At 70.7% G+C, this 24,117-nt stretch carries 19 protein-coding genes and 1 pseudogene; 12 read left to right on the top strand and 8 right to left on the bottom strand.

The window, feature by feature from the left end:
• Positions 1–17: 17 nt before the first annotated feature.
• The gene (locus ACFT4A_RS03155; RefSeq protein ID WP_382825436.1) at positions 18–890 is read right to left on the bottom strand and encodes a carbohydrate ABC transporter permease; all 873 of its coding nucleotides are present in this window, start codon (positions 888–890) and stop codon (positions 18–20) included.
• Positions 884–1,876, bottom strand: coding sequence for an ABC transporter permease (locus tag ACFT4A_RS03150; protein ID WP_382825434.1), 993 nt, complete (start codon positions 1,874–1,876; stop codon positions 884–886). Before ACFT4A_RS03150 ends, ACFT4A_RS03155 begins: the two co-directional genes overlap by 7 nt.
• 232 nt (positions 1,877–2,108) lie before the next feature.
• Here ACFT4A_RS03150 and ACFT4A_RS03145 point away from each other — a divergent pair, with 232 nt between their 5' ends.
• Positions 2,109–3,104, top strand: a complete 996-nt coding sequence (locus ACFT4A_RS03145; protein ID WP_382825945.1) for an acetylxylan esterase — start codon at positions 2,109–2,111, stop codon at positions 3,102–3,104.
• A 67-nt stretch (positions 3,105–3,171) separates the two neighbouring features.
• Here the strand turns inward: ACFT4A_RS03145 and ACFT4A_RS03140 are convergent, their stop codons facing one another.
• Positions 3,172–3,390, bottom strand: a complete 219-nt coding sequence (locus ACFT4A_RS03140) for a hypothetical protein (RefSeq protein WP_382825432.1) — start codon at positions 3,388–3,390, stop codon at positions 3,172–3,174.
• Between the two features lie 113 nt (positions 3,391–3,503).
• Positions 3,504–3,962: a MarR family winged helix-turn-helix transcriptional regulator gene (locus ACFT4A_RS03135; protein WP_382825430.1), complete on the bottom strand. Its 459-nt coding sequence runs from the start codon at positions 3,960–3,962 to the stop codon at positions 3,504–3,506.
• A 62-nt stretch (positions 3,963–4,024) separates the two neighbouring features.
• Between ACFT4A_RS03135 and ACFT4A_RS03130 the strand changes: the two genes are divergently transcribed.
• Entirely contained in the window at positions 4,025–4,393 is a 369-nt protein-coding gene (locus ACFT4A_RS03130) for a VOC family protein (protein ID WP_382825429.1), read from the top strand.
• Between the two features lie 71 nt (positions 4,394–4,464).
• Here ACFT4A_RS03130 and ACFT4A_RS03125 read toward each other — a convergent pair whose 3' ends face one another.
• Entirely contained in the window at positions 4,465–5,367 is a 903-nt protein-coding gene (locus ACFT4A_RS03125; RefSeq protein ID WP_382825427.1) for a hypothetical protein, read from the bottom strand.
• A gap of 104 nt (positions 5,368–5,471) precedes the next feature.
• On the opposite strand from ACFT4A_RS03125, the gene ACFT4A_RS03120 reads away from it, so the two are divergent.
• The 3 genes from ACFT4A_RS03120 to ACFT4A_RS03110 all read left to right on the top strand — a co-directional run bounded on the left by ACFT4A_RS03120 (position 5,472) and on the right by ACFT4A_RS03110 (position 8,509).
• Positions 5,472–6,206, top strand: a complete 735-nt coding sequence (locus ACFT4A_RS03120; RefSeq protein WP_382825426.1) for a hypothetical protein — start codon at positions 5,472–5,474, stop codon at positions 6,204–6,206.
• Between the two features lie 98 nt (positions 6,207–6,304).
• The gene (locus ACFT4A_RS03115) at positions 6,305–7,225 is read left to right on the top strand and encodes a LysR family transcriptional regulator (protein ID WP_382825425.1); all 921 of its coding nucleotides are present in this window, start codon (positions 6,305–6,307) and stop codon (positions 7,223–7,225) included.
• 192 nt (positions 7,226–7,417) lie between these two features.
• A complete protein-coding gene (locus ACFT4A_RS03110) occupies positions 7,418–8,509 on the top strand; it encodes a lytic polysaccharide monooxygenase (RefSeq protein ID WP_382825424.1) in 1,092 nt (363 codons plus the stop codon).
• A 215-nt stretch (positions 8,510–8,724) separates the two neighbouring features.
• Here ACFT4A_RS03110 and ACFT4A_RS03105 read toward each other — a convergent pair whose 3' ends face one another.
• Positions 8,725–9,645, bottom strand: coding sequence for an aminoglycoside phosphotransferase family protein (locus ACFT4A_RS03105; protein ID WP_382825423.1), 921 nt, complete (start codon positions 9,643–9,645; stop codon positions 8,725–8,727).
• Positions 9,646–9,882: 237 nt separating this feature from the next.
• Between ACFT4A_RS03105 and ACFT4A_RS03100 the strand changes: the two are divergent.
• The 5 genes and pseudogenes from ACFT4A_RS03100 to ACFT4A_RS03080 all read left to right on the top strand — a co-directional run.
• Positions 9,883–12,498, top strand: a pseudogene (locus ACFT4A_RS03100) (SpoIIE family protein phosphatase); the annotation flags it as partial.
• Between the two features lie 467 nt (positions 12,499–12,965).
• Positions 12,966–14,048: a substrate-binding domain-containing protein gene (locus ACFT4A_RS03095; RefSeq protein ID WP_382825422.1), complete on the top strand. Its 1,083-nt coding sequence runs from the start codon at positions 12,966–12,968 to the stop codon at positions 14,046–14,048.
• Positions 14,049–14,063: 15 nt separating this feature from the next.
• Positions 14,064–14,843 (top strand): ATP-binding cassette domain-containing protein, encoded by a 780-nt coding sequence (locus ACFT4A_RS03090; RefSeq protein WP_382825421.1) that lies wholly within the window; start codon positions 14,064–14,066, stop codon positions 14,841–14,843.
• Positions 14,840–16,126, top strand: a complete 1,287-nt coding sequence (locus tag ACFT4A_RS03085) for a sugar ABC transporter permease (protein ID WP_382825420.1) — start codon at positions 14,840–14,842, stop codon at positions 16,124–16,126. The genes ACFT4A_RS03090 and ACFT4A_RS03085 overlap by 4 nt, the downstream gene beginning before the upstream one ends.
• A gap of 58 nt (positions 16,127–16,184) precedes the next feature.
• Positions 16,185–17,537, top strand: a complete 1,353-nt coding sequence (locus tag ACFT4A_RS03080) for an ABC transporter substrate-binding protein (protein ID WP_382825419.1) — start codon at positions 16,185–16,187, stop codon at positions 17,535–17,537.
• Positions 17,538–17,646: 109 nt separating this feature from the next.
• Here the strand turns inward: ACFT4A_RS03080 and ACFT4A_RS03075 are convergent, their stop codons facing one another.
• Positions 17,647–19,143 (bottom strand): sensor histidine kinase, encoded by a 1,497-nt coding sequence (locus tag ACFT4A_RS03075; RefSeq protein WP_382825418.1) that lies wholly within the window; start codon positions 19,141–19,143, stop codon positions 17,647–17,649.
• 144 nt (positions 19,144–19,287) lie between these two features.
• Positions 19,288–22,005 carry an aconitate hydratase AcnA gene (acnA, locus tag ACFT4A_RS03070; RefSeq protein ID WP_382825417.1) on the bottom strand — a complete coding sequence of 906 codons (2,718 nt, stop codon included), beginning with the start codon at positions 22,003–22,005 and terminating at the stop codon, positions 19,288–19,290.
• Positions 22,006–22,282: 277 nt separating this feature from the next.
• Here acnA and ACFT4A_RS03065 point away from each other — a divergent pair, with 277 nt between their 5' ends.
• The gene (locus tag ACFT4A_RS03065) at positions 22,283–22,483 is read left to right on the top strand and encodes a DUF4236 domain-containing protein (protein WP_033308449.1); all 201 of its coding nucleotides are present in this window, start codon (positions 22,283–22,285) and stop codon (positions 22,481–22,483) included.
• A 95-nt stretch (positions 22,484–22,578) separates the two neighbouring features.
• A complete protein-coding gene (locus ACFT4A_RS03060; RefSeq protein WP_382825416.1) occupies positions 22,579–24,108 on the top strand; it encodes a helix-turn-helix domain-containing protein in 1,530 nt (509 codons plus the stop codon).
• Positions 24,109–24,117 lie beyond the last annotated feature (9 nt).

The following is a 24,117-nucleotide window of genomic DNA, read 5'->3' as shown; positions in this document are numbered from 1 at the left end:
TTGAGGAGAAGGCGGCGTCAGCCCTTGACCGCGCCGAGCATCACGCCCGAGACGAAGTAGCGCTGGACGAAGGGGTACAGGCAGAGGATCGGCAGGGCGGTGAGGACGATGGTCACCGACTGGATGTTCGCGGCGACCTGGCTGAGCTGCTCGGTGCCCGCGCCCGCGTTGCCGCCGCCCGTGGCGCCCTGGATGAGGTTGCGGAGGTAGACGGTGACCGGCATCAGATCGGTCCGGTCCATATAGAGGAAGGCGCTGAACCAGGAGTTCCAGAAGGACACCGAGTAGAAGAGCACCATCGTCGCCACGACCGCCTTGGACAGCGGCAGGACGATCCTGAGCAGAATGCCGTACGTGCTCAGGCCGTCGATCTGCGCGGCCTCCTCCAGCTCGGTCGGCAGATTCTCGAAGAAGGCCTTCATCACCAGCAGGTTGAAGACGCTGATCGCGTTCGGCAGGGCGATCGCCCAGACGCTGTTCTTCAGGCCGAGGCTGGTGACCAGGAGGTAGTTCGGGATCAGGCCGCCGGTGAAGAACATGGTGAACACGGCGACACCGACGAGCACGCCCCGGCCCTTGAGGTTCCTCTTCGACAGCACATAGGCGTAACACGTCGTCAGCACCATGGCCACGGCCGTCGCGACGACCGTGTACAGCACGGTGTTGCCGTAGTTCCGCCAGAACATCTCGTCCTGGAACACGATCTTGTACGTGGTGAGGTTGAACCCCTTGGGCAGCAGGGTCACCTCGCCGGCCCGGATCTGCCGCTCCCCGCTGAAGGACCGCGCGAGGATGTTGACGAACGGGTAGAGCGTCACCAGCACCACGAGGGTGAGGACCACCCCGTTGACACCCTGGAAGACCCGGTAGGAACGACTCGGCTTCACCACAGGCTCGTCCCCACCGTGCGACGCGAGAGCTGGTTGGCGGACGTGATGAGGACCAGGCCGATGATCGCCTCGAACAGCCCGATGGCGGCGGCGTAACTGAAGCTGTTGGACTCCACACCGGCCCGGTAGACATACGTCGAGATCACGTCGGCGGTCGGATACGTCAGCGGGTTGTACAGCAGCAGCACCTTCTCGAAGCCGACCACCATGAACGTGCCGATGTTGAGGATCAGCAGCGTGACCATGGTGGGCCGGATGCCGGGCAGGGTGACGTGCCAGATCTGCTGCCAGCGGTTGGCACCGTCGATGCGCGCCGCCTCGTACAGGTCCTCGTCGATGGTGGTGAGCGCGGCGAGGTAGAGGATCGTGCCCCAGCCGGCGGTCTGCCAGATCTCCGAGCCGACGTAGATGGTGCGGAACCACTCGGGTTCCTGGATGAAGCGGATCGGGTCGTGGCCGAGCCAGCCGAGGACGTGGTTGACGGGGCCGTCGCTGGCCAGCATCTGCATCGTGATGCCCGCGACGATCACGATCGACAGGAAGTGCGGGAGGTACGACACCGACTGCACGAACCGCTTCAGGGAGCGCCGGCGCACCTCGTTGAGCAGCAGCGCCAGCACGATCGGGACCGGGAAGCAGAACAGCAGCGTGAGCCCGCCCATCCACAGCGTGTTCCGGAACACCTGCCAGAAGGTGGGGTCGCTGAGGAACATCTCCACATAGCGCAGCCCCACCCACTCCTCGCCGAAGATCGACCCCCCGGGCTCGAAGCGGCGGAAGGCGATCACGTTGCCGATCATCGGCAGATAGCGGAAGACCAGGAAGAACAGCAGCGGCAGGACCGCCAGCGAGTACAACTGCCAGTCACGGCGCAGCGCCCGCCGCCAGCCGGTACGGGCGGGTGCTCGTCTACGGCGGCGGGGTGCGGCTCTGGCCGGAGGCGCATCCTCGGTGCCCGGCGGGGCCGATGTGGTGGACGTGCTCATTGCTCGGGCCTCCCGTGGGCAAGGGACGCGGAACCGAAACTTTCGAGCTCTTACCGGTAACTTCGCGGCAACCTAAGGGCAGCAGAAAGCGCTGTCAATGGGTGCTGCGGCAGTCAGGTGGGGCGTCTGCGCCGCGTTGGAACCCCGTCGAACCTGGGTAGACCCCAGGGACTACCGCCCGTTGTCCGTCGCAAGTTTCTGGATGACCACCGACTCCTGCGAGGTGCCCGCCGTGCCCGCGTTCGACCTGCCGCTGACGGAATTGGAGCGCCACCGCCCGGACTTGGAGGAGCCCGCCGATTTCGACGCGTTCTGGCTCAGCACGCTGAAGGAGGCCGGGCAGACGGATCCGCTGGTGTCGGTGCGGCCGGTGGAGACGGGGCTGCGGCTGACCCGGACCTGGGACGTGACGTTCCGGGGTTTCGCGGGCGACCCGGTGCGGGCGTGGTTCAGCCGCCCCGCCGGGGTCGACGAACCCCTGCCCGCCGTGGTCGAGTTCGCCGGGTACGGGCGCGGGCGCGGGCTTCCGCATGAGCGTCTGACGTGGGTGAACGCCGGGTACGCGCATCTGCTCATGGACAACCGCGGCCAGGGCGACCAGTACGGGTGCGGTGGCGACACCCCGGATCCGCACACCGGGGCGCCGGGCGGGCCCGGGCCGGCCGTGCGCGGGCTGCTCACGCCCGAGGACTATCACTACCGGCGTCTGATCACCGACGCCGTGCGGGCGGTCTCGGCGGTCCGGGCGCTGCCCGGCGTGGACACCGGGCGGATCGTCGCGGCCGGCAACAGCCAGGGGGGCGGGGTGGCGCTGGCCGTCGCGGGGCTCGTCCCTGACCTGGCGGCGCTACTGGTCACGGCTCCCCTGCTGTGCGGGATCCGGCGGGCGCTCGACCTCACGGATGCGGGGCCCTACGGGGAGATCGCCGCGTATCTGTCCGTCCATCGGGGCGCCGAGCGCGAGGCGTATCGCACGTTGTCGTACGTGGAGGGCATCTCCTTCGCCCGCCGGGCCTCGGCCGCCGCCCACTTCGGGGTGGGGTTGCGGGACACGGTGTGTCCGCCGAGTGGGGCGTACGGGGCGTTCCATCGGTATGGGGAGTTGGCCGGAGCGGAGGTGCCCACGGAGATCCACGCGTACCCGTTCAACGGGCATGAGGGTGGGGATGCCGTGCATGTGCGGCGTCAGCTGGGGTGGGTCGCGGGGGTGGTTGGGCGCGTGGCGTAGGGGGCGGTGTCGGGTTGGGGGCGCCTCGCGGCTTGGGGTGGGCGGCATGCCGGGCAGTGGCTGCCAGTCAGTCCTGCGGTCCGCGGTCCAGGATGCGGCGGGCCGCTTCGGCCTCCGCTGCCGGCGGTGACAGCTCGTCGAGGGTGTCGAGCTCGTCATCCACTTCCAGTTCCCGTTCCCAGGCCTCCGCAAGGCGCTCTTGCTCCTGGCGCGGCTTGGCGCCGATGGCCTCGCGGTGCTCTGGGTCCAGGGCCGCCAGGAATCGTCCGACCGGGTCCGTGGGCATACGGTGCTCCTTGCCGCGAGAAGGGGTGACGCCTTGCCCCCAGCATGGCTCAACGCTCCCCCGCCGGCCGCCCGACCGTGCCGGGGAACACCCCGTTGGCCTCGCCGAACGAGCTACGCGCCCTCGTCGTCACCGCGCAGGGAATGGATCATGCCCTGGAGGATCCGGAACGCCTCCGACTGCTCGGTCCCGGTCAGACCGGCCAGCATTCTGGCCTCGACGGACCGAACGGCCGCACTCGCCTTCTCGAGGCTTCGTCGGCCGCGAGGCGTGAGCCGCGCGGGAAGCGCCTTCCCGACGGGTGCCTCCGCGGGCCTGGTCACGTAGCCGTCTCGCTCCAGGGCCTGGAGCAGCACGTTCATCGTCTGCCGTGTCACGAACGCGCCCCGCGCGAGCTCGGAGTTCGACAAGCCCGGTCGTTGCGCCAGCAGCTCGAGGCAGGAGTAGTGCGTCACGCTCATCCCGAGCGGCCGCAGCACTTCCTCCATGGCCGCGCGGAGGGCGCTCGACGCCTCTTTCAGCAGGTAGCCCAGTGACGTCTCCAGGTCGACGCCGACACCTTCTTGACTCATGTCAGCATTCTGACATAGGTTCCCGCATGTCAGAAAACTGACATGAAAGAAGGAGTGTCATCATGCCCGCCACCGGCCCCGACTTCATCTCGCTCCAAGTGCGCGACCTCGACACTTCGCGGGCGTTCTACGAGCAGTACCTGGGCCTCGTCCGCTCGCCGGCCGGGCCTCCGCACGCCGTCGTCTTCGAGACGAAGCCGATCGCGTTCGCACTCCGCGACATCATTCCCGGCACCGACCTCGCATCCGTCGCTCAGCCCGGCATCGGTACCGCGATCTGGCTCCACGCCACCGATGTCCAGGCCATCCACGACGCGCTCGTCGCCGACGGCCACACCATCGCCTCCGCACCGATCGACGGCCCCTTCGGCCGGACCTTCACCTTCGCCGACCCCGACGGCTACCAGGTCACGCTCCACGACCGCGCTTGACCGGCCAAGCGCGTGCGTGACGCTCCGTTACAAGGTTCTGCCGACTGGACGACCTCGGCCCGGAGGCTTCTCTACATGCGCTTCAGAACCCAGGTCAGTGCGAGCCAGGGCGTGGAGGCCGCCGCGAGGGCGAGCAGCCAGCCTGCCCACGTGGAGGTGCAGAAGAAGGCGCCAGGGAGGAGAAGGGCGACGCCCAGGCACAGGACCAGTGCCGCTGGGCCGTGGACGTCCGTACGGAACCTGCGAGCGGAGTGGACCTCGTCGCGGCTCATAGCGAAGACGCCGGCGGCGAAGACGCCCACGAAGAAGGTCGCGGCCCAGATCCAGATGAGCGCGAAGCCGCTGGAGAAGAACCCGCTGTCGTGGTGACGCACGCCCAACCGGGGGCGGCCGGGGGCGTACATGACTGCCACCGTGTCGCCCTTGACCGGCTTGCCTACGGTCTTCGCGCCGTGGACGGTGACGCTGCGGGCGCCGGCGTCGAACTGCAAAGTCACGGTGACATCCGCGGCGTACTCGTCCACGTCGTTGATGTTGACCCCGGTCGGACGCGGTTCGCTGAGCACCTTGTCGATGGGAACTTCGTACGCGCCTCCACCGGCCGCGTAGACCTGTGACACCCAGCGGCCTTGCTCACCGTCCGGGCCAACCGCCTGGACCAGTGCCGCACCGCTCGCCAGCGGGATGGCAAGGGCGAGAAGGACGGGCAGGCTGCGGGACGGGCGGCGCTCTCGCTGCCCGGCCTTGTCGAGGACGACCGCGCCCGTGCGTGGCGAACGGACCGAGGCCGTGATCCACATCAGCACGCACATCAGGGCGCAGCCGATCAGCGCGAGCCGAAGCGCCCGTACGTCTGCGTCCGGCGGCAGCGGCAGGACGCCCACGACCAGAGTGGCGTAGGAGACCAGCATCAACAGCGTGCCGGTCAGCCGGGTCCATGCTGTCGAACGCCGCTGTGGCTGTGTGCGATACACCCCGCGCCCTCCCCTGGCTGATGGTATTCCTCGTCTTGGCCGACCGGTTGCGCGCATCAAGCCACGCCCTTGAGAGGGCGCCCACCCGCGAAGGAGACAGCTGCGTGGACACGCTCTCTGTAGCACTGGTCTCGGCGTTGACCTCCGGCGCCATTTCCATGAGTCTCATATGGCTGACAAGTCAGCAGCAACGGCGAGACGGCAAGCGCGCTCAGCGCGAGACCCACAACATGTCGTACCTCAACCCCCTCAGGTGGCACACGGCTGAAGCACACCACCGACTCTCGCTCTTCGCCACCGCTGTCGACCGGTACGGCTCCTACCGGCCTGCTCAAGTCCTCAATGAACCCGGCGAAATCGATGGCAAGAGCACCGCTTGGTTCGCCGCCAACGGCATCGCACTCGTTTCCAGCCTCTGGATCAGTGCCTGTCTGTTCGCCCAGATGACGCGCGCTCGTCACGACATACCGTTCCTGCGCTTGCCGGGGAAGGACGACACAAGACTGGCCGCGCTGTTGCTGAAGGTCCATGTGGCTTTCGCCGCCTGCGACGTCTACTACGCGACGCAGTCCAGTCTCGGCACAGACGTCATGCTCGAAACCGAAGGACGGCTCAGGAGCTACAGAGAGTTCTGCGACCTCCTTTCGCAACCGGATCGGAGGGTGTGGGCCGACCCGCTCATCTGGTTCCACCTCGCCATAGCGAACGGCGAACGTCGCTCCAACCTCCAGCGCGTCCTGGACGCGCTCCAGGAGCTGTCGACGTTCCTCGACCACAGCCTTGCCGGTGGCGCCTCGCTGCGAGCGCGCTGGGACGCCGAAGCCCCTCCGGCCCCGTAGCGTCCCGGCCGGGCATACGCCGCGTCGAGCTGGTCGGCAGAGGTCGATCGCGCTCAAGTCGTTGATAGCCTCGGGGACATGGCTGCACCTGGAGTGACGTGAGGTATCCGAGCATCCAGCAGTTGCAGCTGTTCCTGCTTCTCTCCGAGGAGTTGCACTTCGGGCGGGCCGCGCGGCGGGCGTTCATGGCGCAGCCGACGTTCTCGCGGCACATCACCGCCCTGGAGGAGCGGTTGGGTGTCGCCGTGGTGGACCGGACCACGCGCAGGGTCGCGTTGAGCGCGGCGGGTGAGGCGCTGGTGGAGCGGGCCCGGAGTGTGGTGGAGGCGGCCGAGGAGCTGCGCCGTGCGGCGGAGAGTCAGGCCAACGCGGCCGCGGGCCGGATCGTGATCGGCTCCTTCGAGGCGATCACCTCGATGGACCCGATCCCGGCCGTCCTGAAGGAACTGCGGGAGAACTTCCCGCAGGTGGAGGTCGACGTCGTACGCATGGGCTTCGACGCCGGTCCGGCGATCCTGCGCGGCGAGGTCGACGCGGCGTTCCTGTTTCTGCCCGTGCCCGACGGCGTCCAGACCCTGGCGCTGGCCGGCGGGCCGCGTTGCGTCGCGATGGCCGGTTGTCACCCCCTTGCCGCCCGGGACGCGCTGACCCTCGCGGACCTCGCCGACCAGCCCCGCATCGGCTGGTCGGAGCAGGTCCCGAAGGTGTTCCGGGACTTCTGGTCCGCCGACCCGCGACCGGACGGCACCCCGGTGCGGTTCAGCCCGCACGCCATCGTCGACTACGAGAGCGCCCTGCCGCTGATCGCCATGGGGCAGGGGATCCAGCTGCCGCCGGACACGACCCGCTGGCTCTATCCGCGCCACGGTGTGTCGTATGTCGACGTCACCGACCTCGAACCCTGGACGGCAGCGCTCGGCTGGCTGCCGAGGCGCCGGGACGAGCCGCCCGTCGCGGCTCTGCGGCAGGCGGCCCAACGCGTCCTGCGCCGGAGCCGGCGGCCATCAGAAGGCCCCTGACCGGCAGTTCGGGTGCGACAACCGTTTACATCCGCGCCCCTCGGCGCTAACTTCCGCAACAGGCGGGGTGGGAGCGCTCCCATAACGGTGGACCGGAACCCGCCCTGAAGTCGCTCCCACCCCGCGCATCCGCACACGCATCCCCACACACGCATCCGCAGGCCCGTATCCCAAGGAACGGATGATGCTGTCATGATCCTGACAAAAGAGCCCGGAAGGCTCTCGATGCGCCGACTGACGCTCCCCACCCGGGCCAGGTCCCTCTTCCTCGTCCTGCTCTCCCTGCTCGTCACGGTCCCGGCCCTCGGTCTGGTCATGACGTCCGGTGGTGAGGCGGAGGCCCACGGCACGCCCATGAAGCCCGGCAGCCGTACCTTCCTGTGCTGGCAGGACGGTCTGACCGACACCGGTGAGATCAAGCCGGTCAACCCGGCCTGCCGGTCCGCCCAGCAGACCAGCGGCACCACGCCGTTCTACAACTGGTTCTCGGTGCTCCGCTCGGACGGCGCCGGCCGCACCCGGGGCTTCGTGCCGGACGGCGAGCTGTGCAGCGGCGGCAACACCAACTTCACCGGGTTCAACACGCCCAGCAAGGACTGGCCGCTCACGCACCTCACCTCGGGCGCGACGGTCGACTTCTCGTACAACGCCTGGGCGGCGCACCCGGGTTGGTTCTACGTGTACATCACCAAGGACGGCTTCGACCCGGCCAAGACGCTCACCTGGAACGACATGGAGGAACGGCCGTTCCTGAGCGTCGACCACCCGCCGCTGAACGGCTCCCCGGGCACGGTCGAGGCCAACTACTCCTGGACCGGCAAGCTCCCCGCCAACAAGTCGGGCCGCCACATCGTCTACATGGTCTGGCAGCGCTCCGACAGCCAGGAGACCTTCTACTCCTGCTCCGACATCGTCTTCGACGGCGGCAACGGCGAGGTGACCGGCATCAAGGAGCCGGGCAACCCGTCCGAGCCGGTGCCCGGCACGTGCACGGCCACCCGCAAGACGACCGGCAGCTGGAACGGCGGCTACCAGTCCGAGGTGACCGTCACCAACACCGGCACCGTCCCGATGCTCGGCTGGATGGTCGACTGGAACCTCCCCGCCGGCCACAAGATCGAGAGCTTGTGGAGCGGCAACGCGACCTACAACGGCCAGTCGGTGATGGTCCACAACGCCGGCTGGAACGGCTCCCTCGCGCCGGGCAGAAGCACCACCTTCGGCTACACCGCCACCGCTCCGGGCGCTGACAGTACGACGAGCCTGCCCTGCCGGGTGGGCTGAACCATCGCTCCGGGCGAGCCCGGTGACCGGTGAGTCTCGGTCGCCGGGCCCGCCACCCGGTGACGGCGTCCGTGACGACATCCGGTGACGGCACCCGTGACGACATCCGGTGACGGCATTCGTAACGGCACCCGGTGGCGCATCCGTGACGTCACCCTGTGGCGGCATCCGCGACGGCACCCGGTGACGGCACCCGGTGACGGCACCCGCCCGGGTCACAGGTGGTCGGCCGTGGCCAGGATGCGCCGCAGAGCGGCCTCGGCCGGTGGGCCCCACGTGGGTTTGCCGCCGGGGCGGCCGTGGACTCCGGCCTCTCCGATGGCCATGCAGACGAGAGCGCGCGCGACGGCCCAGCCTCGGGCGCGGCGCCGGGTCGCGAGGTCCGCGGCCGGGCGGTAGAGGTCGAAGAAGCGGTCGGCGGCGCCGTCCGGCAGCAGGCTCCAGGCGGCGGCGAGATCGCAGGCCGGGTCGCCGGCGCAGAGGTCGCCGAAGTCGATCACACCGCAGAAGGTGCCGTCGGCGGTGAGGACGTTGGCCGCGTGCAGGTCGGCGTGGAGCCAGACCGCCGGGCCCGTCCAGTCGGGCGCGGCCAGGGCGTCGTCCAGGATGGCGCGGACCGGCTCCGGGTCCGGGAGCAGGCCCAGCTCCATGACCATGGCGAGTTGGCGGGCGAAGCCCTCGGCGTACTCGGACAACGGCCCGCCGCGGCCCCGGCCCACGGGTGCGCCCTCGGGGGCGGGGCGGTGCAGAGCCGTCAGGAAGGCGGCCAGGGCCTCGGCCGATTCCGCGGCGCGGGTGGCGGGGGCGCGGTCGGCGGGGGCGCCCTGAACCCAGGTGGTGACGATCCAGGCGTGCGGGAAGCGGTCGGTGGGCTCACCGAGGCGCTGCGGGACCGGCACCTCCAGGGGCAGGGTCGGGGCGAGTACGGGGAGCCAGGTGTGCTCTTTGCGCAGCAGCGCGTCCACGGAACCCGTGGCCCAGGGCAGCCGCACGGCCAGGTCGTCACCGAGGCGCCAGAGCTGGTTGTCCCAGCCGCGCGCGCCGAGCCGCAGGGGGCGATCGGCCAGGTCGGGGTGCTGGTCGAGCAGGAGCTCCCGAATCAGTTCCGGCGTGATCTCGATCTCGGTGTGGGTCATGCGCCGCAACGGTAGCCGGGCGGCGGTACGGGAGGGTGCGAGTGGCCGGAAGTCGCGGGGTGCGCCGACCGGGTCGGGCCGTCTGCCCCATATGTCGCAGTTATCCAGGTATGCGATTCTGTTGTGTGGGTGCCCTGCCGCTCATGCGCGGCGTGGATCCGCCGTGTCGTCGTCGCCTGAGTTCCGGGGACTCCCACCTGCCGGTGGCCGCGGCACGGACGGGAGGTGGATGCGGACATGCCCCATTACGGCGATGCGCGGGCCGCGGTCCCCGGTCTTCGGGCGCCGGGGAGCGGAGGCACCGGTCCGCCTCGTCCCGAGCCGGAGCTCGCCGCGCGGGAGCGGATCCTGGCGTTCGCCGGGGTGGTACTGGCGGCGGTGTACGTACGGAGCGAGGACGGTACGGAACTCCGCTCCGTGGAATCGGCCGGCGCCGAGCCGGAGCGGTTCGGGCTGCCGGGGCGGGTGCCGGTTGCGGAGGGGGGTGGGGGTTCGCAGGCACACGCACAGGCACAGGCACAGGCACAGGCACAGGCACAGGCAACGAGTACCCCACCCGTGCCCTCCCCCGGTGGCGGTGACCCCGCAGGGGCGGAGCACGCAGGGGTGGCCATCGCCGACGCCTTTCGGAGTGGGCGGGCGTTGTGGCTCGGGGGTGCGGTGTTCGCCGGCCGGGAGGAGGACGGAGCCTCCGCCGCGCCGCTCGGGGCGTTGCCGCTGGGGGCCGCGGGTGGGTGGCTGGGGTGTCTCGTCGTGGTGGGAGAGGCCGGGGAGGGCTTCGGGGCCGAGCAGCGGGAGTTTCTGGAGCGGTACGCCGAGGCGGTCGCCGGGCGGCTCCGGGGCGAGGCCGACCGGTGCGCCCCCTCACCCCTGCTGGACTCGGCGCTGCGCGCCATGAGCGTCGGTTCCTTCGCCCTGGCGCCGGGCACCGGCCTGGTCGAGACGGACCAGGCCCTGCTCGAACTCGTCGGCATCCCCGAGAACGGCTTCGACGGCAAGACCGACACCCTGCTCTCGTACAGCGTCCCGGAGGACGTCCCCGCCCTGATGTCGGTGATCGAACCGTCCGCGCAGACCCCTGGACGCCGGGAACTGGAGTTCCGGATCCGCCGGCCCACCGGTGAACTGTGCTGGCTGCGCCTGAACTGCCGCGTGCGGAAGGGGCCCGACGGCGCTCCGGAGCGGGTGCTCGGCGTGGTGACCGCCGCCCCCGTGCTGCGCCGGAGCGCCAGTGACGTCGCCCGGATCCAGTGGCTGACGGCCGCGCTCGACGACGCCGTGACGGTCCGGGACGTCAGCCGCGTGGTGGTCGCCGCGCTGCGCGAGCCGCTGGACGCCGACCGGGTGGCGCTCGCCGAGCTGCTGGAGGACCGGCTGGCGGTCACCGTGCTCGATCCGCCGAGTGCGGCCGCCTGGCCGGACCTGTGGCGTGCCGAGTGGCGCTCGGAGTGGCCCGACGCGCCGGTCGCCGCCCTGCCCACGCTCCAGGCGGCGCTGCGGGACGGGCGGATGAGCCTGTGGCCGGCGGGTGCCGCACTGGAGCCCGGGCTCGAGGGGATCGGCCCCGGCGGTCTCGCGGTCCTGCCGCTGCCGGCCAAGAGCAGGGTGACCGGGGTGTGCCTGGTCGGCTGGGACGCGCCGCACGAGTTCGCCCCCGAGGAGCGGGCCCTGCTGACGGCGACGGCGGGGCTGGTGGGGCAGGCCCTGAAACGGGCGCACGCCTACGACGCCGAGCAGGAGCTCGCGACGATGCTGCAGCGCAGTCTGCTGCCGCGCCGGCTCCCCCGGCTGCCCGGCGGCACCGCCGTGGCCCGCTATCTGCCCGCCCGGCGCGGCCTCCAGGTGGGCGGCGACTGGTACGACGTGATCGCGCTGTCGGAGGGCAAGGTGGCCCTGGTCATCGGTGACGTACAGGGGCACAGCGCCGGGGCCGCGACGATCATGGGCCAGATGCGTACCGCGGTCCGGGCCTACGCCGTGGAGGGCCACCCTCCGGACGTGGTCGTCGGACACGCCAACCGGCTGCTCGTCGGCATGGAGACCGACCTGTTCGCCACCTGCTGCTATGTCGAACTGGACATGGAGGAGGGCAACGCGCTGTTCGTGCGGGCCGGGCATCTGTCGCCGCTGGTGCGTCTTCCCGACGGCGGCACCGAGGAGATCGCGGTGGAGGGCGGGCTCCCGCTGGGCGTGCTCGCGGACGCGGAGTTCCCGCTGACGGCGATCGCCCTGGCCCCGGGCTCGGTGCTCGCGCTGGTGACGGACGGCCTGGTCGAGTCGTCCGATCTGCAGGTGGACGAGGGCATGCGGCTCGTGCGCGAGGCACTCGCCGCGGCCGACCCCTCCGACCCGGGGCGGATGGCCGACGAACTGCTGGGCGACGCCGGCCGCCGTGAGGACGACGTGGCGGTGCTGCTGCTGCGCTACGACGGGATGCGGGTCCGGCCGGTGCGGGCGGGCTGGGTGGTGTGGCGGCTGCCGGACGCGGTCATGCACGCCCGCCGGTTCAGCGCGCGCACGCTGCGCTCGTGGGACATCGTGGCCGAGGCCGACACCGTGCTGCTGGTGGTGTCGGAACTGGTCACCAACGCGCTGGTGCACACCCAGGGCGCGGTCCGTGTGGACCTGACCCTGGCCGCGGACCGGCTGCGGGTGGCTGTGAACGACTCCTCGCCGCGCGCGCCCGCCAAGCCGGTGGTGGTGGACTGGGAGGCGACGGGCGGCCGTGGGCTCTTCCTGGTCGAGGCGATGTCGACGGCCTGGGGTTCGGTGCCGGTCGGCGGCGGCAAGCAGGTGTGGAGCGAGATCGTCGTGTCCCGGCCGGATCCGGAACAGCGAGCGGAACCGGAGCCCGAGCAACCGGCGCGGGCCGAGCCGGAGCGGGTGCCGGAGCCGGGCCGGACCTGGGAACGCGGCTGGGGCCTGGTCCGCGACCGAAGCTGGGGCATGGGCCGAAACCGCGACCGCGACAAGAGCCGCAACCGCACCCCGGACCCGCCCTCGCCCCTCCGATTCCTCGGCCGCAACAGGGACCGGCCCCAAGCCCCGGACCTGGGCCCGGACCGCCGAGACCACGGCCGCGGCAACGGCCGGGACCAGCCCCAGGACCCGAACCCGGACCGGCGAGACCGTAGCCGGAACAGGGACCAGGATCAGGCCCCGGACCCGCCCCCGAGCCGACCCCGCGACCGCCGCCCCGAGCCCGACCCGAACAGGCACAACGACCGGACCCCGGAGCCGACCCCCAGCCGGAACCCGGACCGGAACCCCGACCGAACCCCGGGCCAGGGCCCGACAAGGCCCGACGAAGGAGGTCCGCCGTGAGAGGGCGCGGATGGCGTGTGTTCGTCGCTCTGATGGCCGGTGTCCTGGCCACGTCCCTGGCCGGCTGTACCGAGAACGGCGAGCAGGGCGACGACGGTCTGACCCTCGGCCTGCTGCTGCCGAGCCGCGCGGTGCCCCGCTGGGAGCAGTCGGACAAGCCCCTGATCGAGAAGCGGGTGAAGGAGCTGTGCCCCGAGTGCACGGTGGTGTACGCCAACGCCGAGAACGACGCGGCGAGCCAGCGGCAGCAGATGAACTCCATGATCACCAGGGGCGTCTCGGCCCTGATCCTGGACGTCGTGGATCCCAAGGCGCTGCGCTCCTCGGTCCGGGCGGCGGACCGCGAGGGCATCCCCGTGGTCGCCTACGACCGGCTCGCCGAGGGCCCGATCTCGGGTTTCGTCAGTTTCAACGGCGGTCAGGTCGGCCGGCTCCAGGGCGAGGCGCTCCTGAAGGGCATGGGAGCGAGGGCCGACGGCGGCGGCATCGTCATGATGAACGGCGATCCCTCCAGCCCCAACGCCGCCTGGTACGAGGGCGGGTCCCGGTCCGTCCTCCGGGACAAGGTGCGGATCCTCAAGTCGTACAACACCCTGGGGTGGCGTACGGAGAACGCGCACGACCACATGGCCGCCGCGATCAGCGACCTCGGCCCGAACCAGATCGACGGCGTGCTGGCGGCCAACGACTCGATCGCCGCCGGTGTCATCGCGGCGCTCAAGAGCGCCGGTATCGCGCCGCTGCCCCCGGTCACCGGCCAGGACGCCGATCTCGACGCCGTGCGGCGCATCGTCGAGGGCGAGCAGTACATGACCGTCTACAAGCCCTTCCGGCTGGAGACCGAGGCGGCGGCGGCGATGGCCGTCGCCCTGGCGCGCGACAACGACCTCGACTCCCTCGTCACACGGAGCGTGGACAGCCCGACCACGAAGAACATCCCGGCGGTGCTGCTCACCCCGACCGCGGTGACGGCCGAGACCATCGGGCGGACGCTCGTCCGGGACGGCGTCTACACGATCGACCAGATCTGCACCCCGAAGCTCCGGCCGGCCTGCGACCGGATCGGGCTCACCCGGTGAGGGACGTGATTCCCCGTGGCCCATCCCCCTGTTCTGGCGTTGCGCGGCATCACCAAGCGGTTCGGCGGTGTGCAGGCGCTCGTGGACGTCGACCTTCAGGTCCGGGCCGGTGAGGTCGTGGCCCTGGCGGGAGACAACGGCGCCGGCAAGTCCACGCTGATCAAGGTGATCTCCGGGGTCAGCCCCGCCGACCGGGGCGTCATCGAGTGGGAGGGCCGGGTCGTGCAGATCAAACGCCCGCACGACGCCCACGCCCTGGGCATCGCGACCGTCTACCAGGACCTCGCCATGTGCGACAACCTGGACGTCGTAGGCAATCTCTTCCTCGGCCGTGAGATCGACCGGGTCGGTGTCCTCGACGAGGTGGAGATGGAGCGCCGCTCCCGTGACCTGATGCGCGCCCTGTCGATCCGGATCCCCGATGTGCGGGTGCCGGTCGCGGCGCTGTCCGCCGGTCAGCGGCAGGCCGTCGCGATCTCCCGCTCGCTCATGGGGGCGCCCAAGGTCCTGCTGCTCGACGAGCCCACCGCCGCCCTGGGCGTGGAGCAGACCAGCCATCTGCTCGACCTCATCGAGGAGGTGCGCGACCACGGCATGGCGATCATCCTCATCAGCCACAACATGGGTGACATCAAGGCCGTCGCGGACCGGGTCGCGGTGCTGCGGCTCGGGCGCAACAACGGTCTGTTCGACGTGAGCACCGTGACGCAGGAGCAGATCATCTCCTCCGTCACCGGGGCCGCGGACAACGCCGTGGCGCATCGTTCGAAGGGCGACGAGGAGGCGTGGCCGTGAGCCGGGGCGAGCGGCACCGGGACGGCGGGCCCGGCAGCGCCGGTCCGGTCGCCCCCGACCGCGCGCCGCGCACCCGGGGCTGGTCCGGCAACCTGCGCGAGTACGCCCTGGAGGTGCGCGGCAGTGTGCGGGGCAGCGAGCGCGGGCCGCTGCTGGTCATCGCCGGGCTGATCGTGATCTGGTGCGTCTTCCAGGGGCTGGACGACAAGTTCCTCTCGCCGCGCAACCTGTCCAACCTCGGCGTGGGCATTGTCGGGACCGGTCTGGTCGCCGTCGGAATCGTGTTCGTGCTGCTGATCCGGGAGATCGATCTGTCGGTCGGGTCCGTCAGCGGCCTGGCGGGGGCCTCGTTCGCGGTGCTGAACGTGAACCAGGGGATGCCGGAGTGGCTCGCGGTGATCGTGGCGGTGGCGGTGGGCATGGCCGTGGGTGCCTTCCACGGGTTCTTCTTCGCCTCGCTCGGCGTGCCCGCGTTCGTCGTGACGCTGGCGGGCCTGCTGATCTGGAACGGCCTGACGCTCTACCTGCTGGGCGCGAGCGGCACGATCAACATCGACGAGGAGGGTCTGGTCGCCTCCCTGACCAGCCGCCACTTCGAGAACCCCGCGGCGGCCTACACGGCGGCGGCACTCGGCACGACCGGGTACTTCCTGGCCGCCCGCCGCAAGCGCGCCCGCCACCTGGCCGCCGGGATGCCGCACCCGCCGACGGGTGACATCTGGCTGCGCACCGGTCTTCTCGCGGGGATCACCTTCGCCGCGGCCTACACCCTCAACCGTTTCCAGGGGCTGCCGCTCGCGCTGCTGATCTTCCTGGTGGTCCTGGTCGTCTCGGACTACGTGCTGCGCCGCACCCGCTACGGGCGGCAGGTGTACGCGCTCGGCGGCGGGGTCGAGGCGGCGCGGCGGGCGGGCATCGGCGTGGCCCGGGTGCGGGTCGCGATGTTCATGGTGTCGGGGACGCTGGCCGCGTTCGGCGGGCTGTTCGTGGCCTCGGAGCTGACCTCGGCGAGCCCCACGACGGCCCGTGCCGCCGGTTCCGGGATGCTGCTGATCAACGCGATCGCGGCGGCCGTCATCGGCGGTACGAGTCTGTTCGGCGGGCGCGGCTCGCCCTGGTCGGTGCTGCTCGGGGTGCTGGTCATCCAGTCGATCGCCTCGGGCATGGGGCTGCTGGGGGTCGAGGACGCCGTGCAGTTCATGATCACCGGTGGGGTGCTGCTGGCCGCCGTGGCGGCCGACGCGTTGTCCAGACGCGGGGAACCTCGCCGGGATCGTCCATAAATCATTATTTTTTCGCGTGGGCCTAACCAAGAGAAAGCTGGGTAAGGGCCGAAATGTCATGAAACGCAGCCGCCTCTTCCGGATGGCCATGGCAGGCACGGCCGTCCTCGGCCTGGTTCTCGCCGGGTGCGGTGACAAGGACCCGCCCCGCGGCGAGCAGGCCGACCTCAAGGTGCTCGCGATGGACGCGCCCCAGGTGCAGAACCTCAAGAAGCTCACCAAGGACCACTTCACCGCGGAGACCGGCATCACGGTCGACTACACCCTGCTGCCGGAGAACGAGGCGCGGGAGCGGATGAACCGCGAGTTCGCGACCCAGGCCGGCAACTACGACGTGGCGAGCCTCAGCGCGTACGAGGTGCCGATCTATTCGAACAACGGCTGGCTCGCCCCGCTGGACGCCTATGTGAAGGCGGACGGCGACTTCGACCAGGACGACGTGTTCCCGAACCTGGTGGCATCGCTGACCGGGAAGGACGGCAAGGTCTACGCCCAGCCCTTCTACGGCGAGGGCTCCTTCCTGATGTACCGCAAGGACCTCTTCCGCAAGGAGGGGCTGACCATGCCGCCGAAGCCGACCTGGGAGCAGGTCGCCGACCTCGCGGCCCAGGTCGACGGCACCGACGGCACCAGCGGCATCTGTCTGCGCGGTCTGCCCGGCTGGGGCCAGAACCTCGCCCCGATCAACACGGTCGTCAACACCTTCGGCGGCGCCTGGTACGACATGGACTGGAACGCCCGCCTGACCTCACCCGAGTTCAAGAAGGCCGTCGGGTTCTACGTCGACCTGCTCCGCTCCCACGGCCAGCCCGGCGCCGACCGGATGGGCGTGCTGGAGATCCTGGACAGCTTCGTCGAGGGCAAGTGCGCCATGATGTACGACGCCACGTCGCTGGCCTCGTCGATCGAGGCCGACGGCTCCTCGGTCAAGGGCAAGGTGGGCTACGTCCCCGCCCCGCACGACCGGACCGACAAGGCCGGCTGGCTGTGGACCTGGGCGTGGGGCGTCCAGAAGGCCTCCGACGACAAGGACGCCGCCTGGAAGTTCATCTCCTGGGCCTCCTCCAAGGAGTACCAGGAGCAGGTCGGCCAGGAACTCGGCTGGACGTCGGCGCCCGCCGGGAACCGCAAGTCGCTCTACTCCAACCGCGAGTACCAGCAGGCGGCCGGCGCCTGGTACCGGCAGGAGTACACGGCGGCGACGGACTCCGCCGACCCGAAGAGCCCCGGCGTCGGCCCCCGCCCGTACACCGGCATCGGCTTCCTGGGCATCCCCGAGTTCGCCGTGCTCGGTACGGCGGTCTCCCAGCAGATCGCCTCGGCCATCGCCGGGCAGCAGTCGGTGGACACCGCCCTGGACAAGGCACAGGACCTCGCCCAGGCCGCGGCGGCGAAGTACCGGGGCGAGTGAGCCGCCGGTCAGCGCTGCTCGGGGAACTCCGGCACCTCGGCCTCCGCATCCGGCGCGGGACGCAGCTCCACGGTGAACCCGACGTCCCCCAGCGCACAGCACACCGCCGTCACCGCTGCTCGGAGAGCTCCGGCACCTCGACCGGCAAAGGCAGCTCACCTTCCCTCTCCGGCGCGGGAGGCAGCTCCACGGTGAACTCGGTGTGCCCCGGTGCGCTGCGCACGGTGGTGCGCCCGCCGTGCGCCGACGCGATCGCCTCGACGACGGCCAGGCCGAGGCCGGACCCGGCGTCGCCCGGGCCGCGGCGCGAGCGGGAGGCGTCGGCGCGGGTGAAGCGGTCGAAGACCGAGGCGAGGAGGTGCGGCGGGATGCCGGGGCCGTCGTCGCGGACGCGGACGACGCGTCGCTCGGCGGTGGCCTCCACCGCGGCCACGACCGTGGTGCCGGGCGGGGTGTGCGCGCGGGCGTTGGCGAGCAGGTTCGCCACGGCCTTGCCCAGCCCCGTCTCGTCGCCGACGACCAGCGCCGGCGCGTCGAGGTGCAGCGCCAGTCGCCAGGTGCGGTCCGGGTCCGCCGCCCGTGCCTCCCGGACGGCCTCGGCGACCAGGGCCACCAGGTCCACCTCGGCGGACCGCAGGGGGCGGCCCTCGTCGAGCCGGGCCAGCAGCAGGAGGTCCTCGACCAGGCCCGTCATCCGCGCCGACTCGGCGGAGACCCGGCGCCAGGCCAGCATCGGCTCGACCGGGCCGGTGCCCCGGTTCATGAGTTCGGCGTATCCGACGATCGAGGCGAGGGGGGTGCGGAGTTCATGGCCGGCGTCGGCTAGGAAGCGGCGCATCCGTTCCTCGTCGCGCCGGCGTGCGGCGCGGTCGCTCTCGACCTGGTCGATCATGCGGTTGAGCGCGGCGCCGACCTGCCCGGCCTCGCTGCCGGGGTCGGTGTCCGCCTCGGCCACCCGGGGCAGTCCGGTGGGCCGGTCGTGGCCGAGCGGCGCCCGGGCGAGAGCGGCGGCGGTGGCGGCGACCCGGCCGAGGGGGCGCAGCTGACGCCGGACGACCACGGCGCAGACGCCGCCCGCGACGGCGAGCCCGGCGGCCCCGACGACCGCCTCGACCACGACCAGGCGGTTCAGCACGTCCCGTACGTCGTCCATGGGCAGCCCGGCGAGGATCCGGACCCCGCTCGCGGACAGCCCCGTGACCCGGTAGGTGCCGAGGCCGGGGACGGTCCGGGTGCGGGGTGTGCCGCCGGGGGCGATGCCGCGCAGGGCGGCGCGCTGACCGGCGGTGAGGGTCCGGGGCGTGCCGTCCGGGCCGGTGACCGCCGCGGCGGTGACCGCGCCATGCGCGTCGAGCCGGGCCGCGAGCAGCCCCTCGGGGTGGCCGTTCCCGTCGAGCAACGTCAGGTCCCGGTCGTCGCCGGGCCGGAGCGAGGACCCGGCCAGGCCCTGTTCGGCGGCGTCCATGACGCGGCCGTCGAGATGGTCCAGCAGCAGGGCCCGCTGGGCGAGGACGGCGGCGAGCGCCATCGCGGCGCAGACGGCGACGAGGGCGGCGCCGATGCGGACGAGGAGCCGGGTGCGCAGGGACCCGGGGGTGCCAGACATGTACCGATCCTGTCCCGGTCCGCTGGGGGAACCCTGTGTTCAGGCTGAGCACCGCCGATGTCCCCGTGGGAACGGCGAGGGCCGCGCCCCCGGTCACCCGGGGACGCGGCCCTCGAACTGCCTCGAACCGCCCTACCGGTCCGCTTACTTGCGGATCAGGCTGCGCAGCACGTACTGCAGGATGCCGCCGTTGCGGTAGTAGTCCGCCTCACCGGGGGTGTCGATGCGGACGACCGCGTCGAACTCCACACCGGTGTCGGTGGTGACCTTGACCGTACGGGGGGTGGTGCCGTCGTTCAGCTCGGTGATGCCGGCGATGGAGAAGGACTCCTCGCCGGTCAGGCCGAGGGACTCGGCGGACTGGCCCTCCGGGTACTGCAGCGGGACGACGCCCATGCCGATGAGGTTGGAGCGGTGGATGCGCTCGTAGGACTCGGCGACGACGGCCTTGACGCCGAGGAGGGCGGTGCCCTTGGCGGCCCAGTCACGGGACGAACCGGAGCCGTACTCCTTGCCGGCCAGGATGACCAGCGGGGTGCCCTGCTCGATGTAGTTGCGCGAGGCGTCGTAGATGAAGGCGACCGGGCCGCCGTCCTGCGTGAAGTCCCGGGTGTAGCCGCCCTCCGTGCCCGGCGCGATCTGGTTGCGCAGGCGGATGTTGGCGAAGGTGCCGCGGATCATGACCTCGTGGTTGCCTCGGCGCGAGCCGTAGGAGTTGAAGTCACGCCGCTCGATGCCGTGCTCGGTGAGGTACTTGCCGGCCGGGGTGTCGGCCTTGATGGCACCGGCGGGCGAGATGTGGTCCGTGGTCACCGAGTCGCCGAGCTTGGCGAGCACGCGGGCGCCGGAGATGTCGGAGACCGGGGTGGTCTCCATCGTCATGCCCTCGAAGTACGGGGGCTTGCGGACGTAGGTCGACTCGGCGTCCCACTCGAAGGTGTTGCCGGTCGGGATCGGCAGCGCCTGCCACTGGGCGTCGCCCGCGAAGACGTCCGAGTAGGACTTGGAGAACATGTCCCCGCCGATGGCGTTGGCGACGACGTCGTTCACCTCGGCCTCGGAGGGCCAGATGTCCGCGAGGAAGACCGGCTTGCCGTCCTGGTCGGTGCCCAGGGCGTCACGGGTGATGTCGACCTTCATGGAGCCGGCGATCGCGTAGGCCACGACCAGCGGCGGGGACGCCAGGTAGTTCATCTTGACGTCGGGGTTGATACGGCCCTCGAAGTTCCGGTTGCCGGAGAGGACCGAGGTGACGGCGAGGTCGTGGTCGTTGACGGCCTTGGAGACCTCGTCCGGCAGCGGGCCGGAGTTGCCGATGCAGGTGGTGCAGCCGTAGCCGACGAGGTTGAAGCCGACCTTGTCGAGGTACGGGGTCAGGCCCGACTTCTCGAAGTAGTCGGTGACGACCTTGGAGCCCGGGGCGAGGGTGGTCTTGACCCACGGCTTGCGGGTCAGGCCCTTCTCCACCGCCTTCTTGGCCACCAGGGCGGCGGCGACCATGACGTACGGGTTGGAGGTGTTGGTGCAGGAGGTGATGGCCGCGACCGTCACCGCGCCGTGGTCGATCTCGTACGACGTGCCGTCGGGGGCGGTCACGGTGACCGGGTTGGACGGGGCGCCGTTCGGGGCGACGGCCGGGGAGTCCGAGGCCGGGAAGGATTCCTTGCCGGACTCGTCGACGGTGTCGACGTAGTTGAGGACGTCCTGCTTGAACTGCTCGGCGGCGTTCGCGAGGACGATTCGGTCCTGCGGGCGCTTCGGGCCGGCGATGGAGGGGACGACCGTCGACAGGTCGAGCTCGAGCTTCTCGGAGAAGTCGGGCTCGGCGGCCGGGTCGAGCCAGAGGCCCTGCTCCTTGGCGTACGCCTCGACGAGCGCGACCTGCTGCTCGGAGCGGCCGGTGAGCTTGAGGTAGTTCAGGGTCTCGTCGTCGATCGGGAAGATCGCGGCGGTGGAGCCGAACTCCGGCGACATGTTGCCGATGGTGGCGCGGTTGGCGAGCGACGTGGCGGCCACGCCCTCGCCGTAGAACTCGACGAACTTGCCGACGACGCCGTGCTTGCGCAGCATCTCGGTGATCGTGAGGACCAGGTCGGTGGCGGTGGTGCCGGGCTTCAGCTCGCCGGTCAGCTTGAAGCCGACGACGCGCGGGATGAGCATGGAGACCGGCTGGCCGAGCATGGCGGCCTCGGCCTCGATGCCGCCGACGCCCCAGCCGAGGACGCCCAGGCCGTTGACCATGGTGGTGTGCGAGTCGGTGCCGACGAGGGTGTCGGGGTACGCCTGGCCGCCTCGGACCATGACCGTGCGCGCCAGGTGCTCGATGTTCACCTGGTGGACGATGCCGGTGCCGGGCGGGACGACCTTGAACTCGTCGAACGCGGTCTGGCCCCAGCGCAGGAACTGGTAGCGCTCGCGGTTGCGGCCGTACTCCAGCTCGACGTTCTGCGCGAAGGCGTCGTTGGTGCCGAACTTGTCGGCGATGACGGAGTGGTCGATGACCAGCTCGGCCGGGGCCAAGGGGTTGATCTTCGCCGGGTCGCCGCCCAGCTCCTTGACGGCCTCACGCATGGTCGCGAGGTCCACGACACAGGGAACGCCGGTGAAGTCCTGCATGATCACGCGGGCCGGCGTGAACTGGATCTCCTGGGCCGGCTGGGCCTGCGAGTCCCAGCCACCAAGGGCGCGGATGTGGTCGGCGGTGATGTTCGCGCCGTCCTCGGTGCGGAGGAGGTTCTCCAGCAGCACCTTCAGGCTGTAAGGGAGGCGCGCGGCGCCCTCGACCTTGTCCAGCCGGAAGATCTCGTACGACTCGTCGCCCACCTGCAGCGTGCTGCGGGCGTCGAAGCTGTTCGCCGACACGACAGTCTCCTTCATTGATGTGCGCGTACCACCACGATCCTGCCGCCACGACTACTTGGCCGATCCGCTAAGGTAAGGCTAAGTTAGGTAGCCCTTACCGCCGGACCGATGGTGTCGCGCGGCTGCGGTGTCACCTCGGCAGATATCTCGATGTCGAGATAACTCTAATACACGAGGGCCGGATGGTCATGCCCCGGCACCCGTCACGCGGTCATGCGCGTCCCTTCCCGGGGTATCCGAACCAGGTATCCACGCCACGAACGGAAGGGAGACAGGCATGCCGCTCACGTTCCGCAAGAGTTTCCGGATCCTCCCGGGGGTGCGACTGAACATCAACAAGCGCTCCTGGTCCATCACCACCGGCGGCGGGAAGAACGGCCCGCGGTACACGCGCAGCAGTACGGGACGTCGTACGACATCGATGGATCTGCCCGGACCTTTCGGATGGCGGCGTACCACGAAGGCGCGGCGACACTGAGCCGCCGGGCGGGCCGGGCGGCGGGATTGACGTCCCGTCACCCGGATGGACCCCCCAACCGGTCTCCATCTCATATCTGAGATAACCTCAACCTCATGGCAGACGACTACCTCGTACGCATCGGCAAGCTCATCCGTGACGCCCGGCAGCACCGGGGCTGGACGCAGTCGCAGCTTGCCGAGGCGCTCGGTACCAGCCAGAGCGCCGTCAACCGGATCGAGCGCGGCAACCAGAACATCAGCCTTGAGATGATCGCGCGCATCGGGGAGGCCCTCGACAGCGAGATCGTGTCGCTCGGCTACGCCGGTCCGATGCATCTGCGGGTGGTCGGCGGGCGCCGGCTGTCCGGCGCCATCGACGTGAAGACGAGCAAGAACGCGTGCGTGGCGCTGCTGTGCGCCTCACTGCTCAACGAGGGGCGCACCGTGCTGCGCCGCGTCGCCCGCATCGAGGAGGTCTACCGCCTCCTCGAGGTGCTGGGCTCCATCGGCGTCCGCACCCGGTGGATCAACGACGGCGTCGACCTGGAGATCGTGCCGTCGGCCGAGCTGGACCTGGCGGCGATCGACGCGGACGCGGCCCGCCGCACCCGCTCGATCATCATGTTCCTCGGCCCGCTGCTGCACCGCATGGACCACTTCAAGCTGCCCTACGCCGGCGGCTGCGACCTCGGCACGCGCACGGTCGAGCCGCACATGATCGCGCTGCGCCGGTTCGGTCTCGACATCGCCGCGACCGAGGGCCAGTACCACGGCGTGGTGGACCGCTCGGTCCGCCCCGAGCGTCCGATCGTGCTGACCGAGCGCGGCGACACGGTCACCGAGAACGCGCTGCTCGCCGCCGCCCGGCACGACGGCATCACCGTCATCCGCAACGCCTCCTCCAACTACATGGTCCAGGACCTGTGCTTCTTCCTGGAGGCGCTGGGCGTCAAGGTCGACGGCATCGGCACCACCACGCTCACCGTGCACGGTGTGCCCACCATCGACGTCGACGTGGACTACTCCCCCTCCGAGGACCCGGTCGAGGCGATGAGCCTGGTCGCCGCGGCCGTCGTCACCGAGTCGCATCTGACGGTGCGCCGGGTGCCGATCGAGTTCCTGGAGATCGAGCTGGCGGTGCTCGAGGAGATGGGCCTCGACCACGACCGCACGCCCGAGTACTTCGCCGACAACGGCCGCACCCGGCTGGTGGACCTCACCGTCCGGCCCTCCAAGCTGGAGGCGCCGATCGACAAGATCCACCCCATGCCGTTCCCCGGCCTGAACATCGACAATGTCCCGTTCTTCGCGGCCATCGCGGCGGTCGCCCAGGGCCAGACCCTCATCCACGACTGGGTCTACGACAACCGCGCCATCTACCTGACCGACCTGAACCGCCTCGGCGGCCGGCTGCAACTGCTGGACCCCCACCGCGTCCTGGTCGAGGGCCCGACCCGCTGGCGCGCCGCCGAGATGATGTGCCCGCCCGCCCTGCGCCCCGCCGTGGTCGTCCTCCTGGCGATGATGGCGGCCGAGGGCACGTCGGTGCTGCGCAACGTGTACGTCATCAACCGGGGTTACGAGGACCTGGCGGAGCGGCTGAACTCGATCGGGGCGCAGATCGAGACGTTCCGGGACATCTGAGAGCGCAGG

This window comes from Streptomyces sp. NPDC057099 (genome assembly GCF_042671245.1).
GTDB lineage: Bacteria > Actinomycetota > Actinomycetes > Streptomycetales > Streptomycetaceae > Streptomyces > Streptomyces purpurascens.
This window is presented reverse-complemented; position numbering and strand designations above follow the sequence as displayed.

Bases quoted from the DNA above. Each gene is read 5' to 3' on its own strand.
- ACFT4A_RS03065 (WP_033308449.1), top strand. From the start codon at position 22,283: ATGCCGCTCACGTTCCGCAAGAGTTTCCGGATCCTCCCGGGGGTGCGA.
- ACFT4A_RS03130 (WP_382825429.1), top strand. From the start codon at position 4,025: ATGCCCGCCACCGGCCCCGACTTCATCTCGCTCCAAGTGCGCGACCTC.
- ACFT4A_RS03105 (WP_382825423.1), bottom strand. From the start codon at position 9,645: ATGACCCACACCGAGATCGAGATCACGCCGGAACTGATTCGGGAGCTC.
- ACFT4A_RS03135 (WP_382825430.1), bottom strand. From the start codon at position 3,962: ATGAGTCAAGAAGGTGTCGGCGTCGACCTGGAGACGTCACTGGGCTAC.
- ACFT4A_RS03110 (WP_382825424.1), top strand. From the start codon at position 7,418: ATGATCCTGACAAAAGAGCCCGGAAGGCTCTCGATGCGCCGACTGACG.
- ACFT4A_RS03075 (WP_382825418.1), bottom strand. From the start codon at position 19,143: ATGTCTGGCACCCCCGGGTCCCTGCGCACCCGGCTCCTCGTCCGCATC.
- ACFT4A_RS03080 (WP_382825419.1), top strand. From the start codon at position 16,185: ATGAAACGCAGCCGCCTCTTCCGGATGGCCATGGCAGGCACGGCCGTC.
- ACFT4A_RS03140 (WP_382825432.1), bottom strand. From the start codon at position 3,390: ATGCCCACGGACCCGGTCGGACGATTCCTGGCGGCCCTGGACCCAGAG.
- ACFT4A_RS03060 (WP_382825416.1), top strand. From the start codon at position 22,579: ATGGCAGACGACTACCTCGTACGCATCGGCAAGCTCATCCGTGACGCC.
- ACFT4A_RS03150 (WP_382825434.1), bottom strand. From the start codon at position 1,876: ATGAGCACGTCCACCACATCGGCCCCGCCGGGCACCGAGGATGCGCCT.